Here is a 4,814-nt window from a genome sequence, read left to right as displayed (position 1 = left end):
TTATGATATATGGAAAATATATCAGGAGACGCGATGGCTCTGTTGGAAGATATATCTCATTTCGAGCCCGCGGCTGCGAAGGCCTATCGCGCGCTCGAGCATATGATCGTCACGCTCGAGCTGGCGCCGGCGAGCTTCGTCACCGAGGGCGCGCTGATCGAGCGTCTCGGGCTCGGCCGCACGCCGGTGCGCGAGGCGATCCAGCGTCTGGCCTGGGAGGGTCTGCTCGACGTCAGGCCCCGCGCCGGCATCGCGATCGCGCCGCTTCATCCCGGAGACTGGCTGCGCGTGATCGATGCCAGGCGTGGCGTCGAGGTGGTGCTGGCGCGTTCGGCCGCCCGCTTCGTCACCCGCGAGGCGGCGGACCTGTTTCATGACGCCGCGCTTGCCATGCAGAAGGCGGTCATCTCGGGCAATGTGCTGGCCTTCATCCAGGCCGACAAGGCGCTCGACGAGGCACTCGCGCTGGCCGCCGACAACCCCTTCGCCGCGCGGGTGGCGGCGCCCCTGCAGACGCACAGCCGACGTTTCTGGTTCCGCTACAAGTCGGATACCGGCCTTGCCGAATCGGCCGAGCACCACGTCGCGCTGATCCGCTCGATCCTCGCCGGCGACGAGGAAGCCGCCGCCAAGGATGCCAAGCGCCTGATGGCGTTGCTGCGCGGCCATGCGGAGGTCGCCGCCACGCGCTGAGCGCTCCCGATCTCAGTATCGCGCGTCATGGCCGGTCGGCGCAGCCACGCTTTCCCAACTGTTGCCGGCCGCGATGATGCAGCTCGTGCCGTCGACGTCGGTGACGATGATGGTCCAGGTTCCGCTCTGGCCGACGAACACTTCCATGATCGCGACCTGGCCGATCAACCCGAAGGCAAACTGCCGTTCCTGGAAATTCTCGCTTAGATGGGCAACCAGAGCGCTATGCTTGACACAGTGCTGGTATTGAGCGCCCGAGCTGTTCGTACCCATCGCCAGCGCGCCGGCGAGGACCAGGTTTCTCACCCAACCCAAAAAGGACTTGCGTGCCATGGGGCACCTCCTTTTGCCATCGCGTCCCGGCAAAAGGAGACAGCCTCATTTTGCCGGAGCCACCCAGGCCGGTTCCGACGTCATCATCGCGTCGTTCCTTTCTGCGTTCCGGTCTGCCACTAATGGGAACTTCTGGATGTTCCCATTATGTTCCATATATGGTGACGGCAACGGCAAAGCGCAAGCGGGTGCCTCGTCAGGCGCTTGCCGATTCTAATGCTAGCAAAGCAGAAGCGTGCTCAGGTACCCGGCAGCGCGGCCACTTGCGTTGTATGGTCCCAGCCTTCCCCGGCCGAAATAACGCAACTCAGCCCGTGCGTGTCGGTTGCCAGGATGGTCCAGGTGCCCTGTTCGGAAACGAAAACCTCGAGGATGACGCTGCGGTTGACCAGGCCGCGCGCGGTCTCGCTTTCATGGAACTTCTCGCCCAGCGCCTTGATGATGTCGGTCCGCGCCGCGCATTGCCCGGCCGCGTTTGACTGGCCGGCTGCCGCGAACATCGCGGCGGCGGCAACGACCGTCGTTGCCACGAGATATCGTGCCATCTGACACCTCCTCGCGCCAGACGAGAACCCCGGCTGCAACCGGCGCTGTTTGATTGGCCTGCACCTTGGCAGGGATATAGGCTAAGACGGAGGGCACCCGCTTGGTTCCATCCACTTTGTAGATTCGCGAACAAGCGTATCGGCAAAAATCCGAAAAAGGCCCGGATACGACCCGGGCCTTCCTCTGATCATCTCCCGATTCTTGGATCAGTTCATCGTCGGGACGACGAACTCGGCGCCGTCCTTGATGCCTGCCGCGCGCCCGCAGCCGCATCGCGGCGAGGACGCGCAAACCAGGAGACGTCCGGTCAGTTCATCGTCGGGATGACGAACTCGGCGCCGTCCTTGATGCCGGACGGCCAGCGCGAGGTGACCGTTTTGGTCTTGGTGTAGAAGCGGAACGCATCCGGGCCGTGCTGGTTGAGATCGCCGAAGGACGACGCCTTCCAGCCACCGAAGGTGTAGTAGGCGATCGGCACCGGGATCGGCACGTTAACACCGACCATGCCGACCTGGACACGCGAGGCGAAGTCACGCGCGGCATCGCCGTCGCGGGTGAAGATGGCGACGCCATTGCCCATCTCGTGATCGTTGGCGAGCTTGATGGCGTTCTCATAGGTCGGCGCGCGCACCACCGAGAGCACCGGCCCGAAGATCTCTTCCTTGTAGATGCGCATGTCGGCCGTCACATTGTCGAACAGGCAGCCGCCCATATAGTAGCCGTTCTCGTAGCCCTGCATCGTAAAGCCGCGACCGTCGACGACGAGCTTGGCACCTTCCTTGACGCCGAGATCGACATAGCCCTTGACGCGCTCCAGCGCCTGCGCCGTCACCAGCGGGCCGAAATCGGCGGACGAATCTGTCGACGGGCCGACCTTCAGGCTTTCGACGCGCGGTATGAGCTTTTCCATTAGCCGGTTGGCGGTGTCGTTGCCGACCGGAACCGCCACCGAGATCGCCATGCAGCGCTCGCCGGCCGAGCCGTAGCCGGCGCCGATCAGCGCGTCGACCGTCTGGTCGAGGTCGGCGTCGGGCATGATGATCATGTGGTTCTTGGCACCGCCGAAGCACTGCACGCGCTTGCCGGCCGCGGTGCCACGCGAATAGATGTAGTGGGCGATCGGCGTCGAGCCGACGAAGCCGACGGCCTTGATGTCGGGATCGTCGAGGATGGCGTCGACGACTTCCTTGTCGCCGTTGACGACATTGAGGATGCCGGCCGGCAGGCCGGCCTCGATGAACAGTTCGGCAATGCGGATCGGCACGCCCGGATCACGCTCGGAAGGCTTCAGGATGAAGGCGTTACCGCATGCGATCGCCGGCGCAATCTTCCACAGCGGGATCATCGCCGGGAAATTGAACGGCGTGATGCCGGCGACGACGCCGAGCGGCTGGCGCATCGAGTAGACGTCGATGCCGGGGCCGGCGCCGTCGGTGAACTCGCCCTTCATCATGTGCGGCGCTCCGATGCAGACCTCGACCACTTCCAGGCCGCGCTGGATGTCGCCCTTGGCGTCGGCGATCGTCTTGCCATGCTCGCGCGCCAGGATGTCGGCCAGTTCGTCATAGTCGCGCTGCACCAGTTCGAGGAACTTCATCAGCACGCGCACGCGCCGCTGCGGGTTGGTGGCCGCCCACTGGGGCTGCGCCGCCTTGGCGTTCTCGACAGCCGCGCGCAGTTCCGCCTGCGAAGCCAGCGCCACCGTGCCGCGCACGGAACCGTCCATCGGCTGCATCACGTCCTGCTTGCGGCCGCTGGTCCCGGCGACACGCTTGCCGCCGATGAAATGACCGTAATCGATCATGGTTTCTCTCCCTGTGTTTTGATGATGGCGCATTGTCCGCCTTTGCCGGAGCGAAGGCAACGCGAGCGAAAACGCAACCGTTGTGCAAAAAATAGACAACGATGGGCAGCTGTGCATTAATTGTCGCAAATGGCGAGTTGCTGAAAGGGATCGAAGATTGCAGGCTGGACAAAGGGGACAGGCGGCAAAGGCAGCGCTCGCGACTAATCCGGACCATCCGGTATGAACTGGGATGACGTCCGCATCTTTCTCGCCGTGGCGCGCGCCGGCCAGATCCTCGGCGCGGCGAAACGCCTGGAGCTCAACCACGCCACCGTCTCGCGCCGGATCGCGGCGCTCGAGGAGGCGCTGCGGACGAAGCTTTTCCGCCGCCTGACCACGGGCAGCGAGCTGACACCGGCCGGCGAACGCTTCCTCGACATAGCCGAGCGCATGGAGAGCGACATGATCGCCGCGCGCTCGACCGTTGCCGGCGAAGGCGACGATATCTCGGGCACGGTGCGCATCGGCGCGCCCGACGGTTTTGGCGTTGCCTTCCTGGCGAAACGGCTGGGAGAACTGACCGCCCTTCACCGCGAGCTCACCATCCAGCTGGTGCCGGTGCCGCGCTCCTTCTCGCTGTCCAGGCGCGAGGCCGACATCGCCATCACCGTCGAACGCCCGACCGAGGGCCGGCTGGTGGCGGGCAAGCTGGTCGACTACACGCTCGGCCTGTTCGCCTCGCGCGCCTATGCCGAGGCCCATAGCTTGCCGACGACGCCGGCCGAGCTCGGCCGGCACACGCTGATTGGCTACGTGCCGGACCTCATCGTCAGCCCCTCGCTCGACTATGCCGCCGAGTTCATCGCCGACTGGCGCACCAGCTTTGCCATCTCCTCGGCACTCGGCCAGGCCGAGGCGGTGCGCTCCGGCGCCGGCATCGGCATCCTGCACACGTTCGTCGCCCGCTCGATGCCGGAACTGGTTCCCGTCGACATCGTCGCGCCGATCCGCCGCGCCTACTGGCTGGTCTATCACGAATCGGTGAGGCCGCTGCGCCGGGTGCAGATCGTCGCCAACTTCATCACCCGGGCGGTGGAAAGGGAGCGCGCTCTGTTCGTCTGACTCGCCCGCCTTGCGCTTGCCACAAAATCGGCGAGTGTGGCATCCGCCTATTGAGCGGCTTTAAAGCCCGGGCGGGGACTTTTCGGAAAGCTGGCGCGGAGAAAATGCGAGCCGTTCTTGCCATCCTGCCGCTGGCCTTCCTCTCGGCTTGCGCCAACCCGTGGACGAAAGTGCCGGAGGCGGAGCTGCCAAAGCCGATCCGCACTGCGATGGCGCGCCCTTCGCCCTTCGTCATCGGCAACTATTGCGGGCCGGGCACCCGCTCCGGCGACCTGTCGCTGCGGCCGGTCGACCGTCTCGACGCCGCGTGCCAGGTCCACGACGCCTGCTACAT

5 protein-coding genes and 1 pseudogene are annotated in these 4,814 nt (G+C 65.0%); 3 read left to right on the top strand and 3 right to left on the bottom strand.

The window, feature by feature from the left end; all coding sequences use genetic code 11:
- The first annotated feature begins 33 nt into the window (after positions 1-33).
- Complete coding sequence (locus EOA33_RS24540; protein ID WP_126057815.1) at positions 34-693, top strand: GntR family transcriptional regulator; 660 nt, start codon at positions 34-36, stop codon at positions 691-693.
- Positions 694-705: 12 nt separating this feature from the next.
- Here the strand turns inward: EOA33_RS24540 and EOA33_RS24535 are convergent, their stop codons facing one another.
- From EOA33_RS24535 to EOA33_RS24525, 3 genes are all read right to left on the bottom strand, one after another.
- Positions 706-1,026, bottom strand: coding sequence for a hypothetical protein (locus EOA33_RS24535; protein WP_126057814.1), 321 nt, complete (start codon positions 1,024-1,026; stop codon positions 706-708).
- A 239-nt stretch (positions 1,027-1,265) separates the two neighbouring features.
- A complete protein-coding gene (locus tag EOA33_RS24530) occupies positions 1,266-1,571 on the bottom strand; it encodes a hypothetical protein (protein ID WP_126057813.1) in 306 nt (101 codons plus the stop codon).
- Between the two features lie 308 nt (positions 1,572-1,879).
- Complete coding sequence (locus EOA33_RS24525; RefSeq protein WP_127406811.1) at positions 1,880-3,376, bottom strand: CoA-acylating methylmalonate-semialdehyde dehydrogenase; 1,497 nt, start codon at positions 3,374-3,376, stop codon at positions 1,880-1,882.
- A 222-nt stretch (positions 3,377-3,598) separates the two neighbouring features.
- Between EOA33_RS24525 and EOA33_RS24520 the strand changes: the two genes are divergently transcribed.
- Positions 3,599-4,480: a LysR family transcriptional regulator gene (locus EOA33_RS24520; protein ID WP_127406810.1), complete on the top strand. Its 882-nt coding sequence runs from the start codon at positions 3,599-3,601 to the stop codon at positions 4,478-4,480.
- A 104-nt stretch (positions 4,481-4,584) separates the two neighbouring features.
- Positions 4,585-4,814, top strand: a pseudogene (locus EOA33_RS24515) (hypothetical protein); the annotation flags it as partial.

The sequence above is a fragment of the Mesorhizobium sp. M4A.F.Ca.ET.050.02.1.1 genome, from assembly GCF_003997725.1.
In the GTDB taxonomy this organism is placed as follows: Bacteria; Pseudomonadota; Alphaproteobacteria; order Rhizobiales; family Rhizobiaceae; genus Mesorhizobium.
The sequence above is the reverse complement of the archived record's forward strand: the minus strand, read 5'-3'. Positions and strand labels throughout refer to the sequence as shown.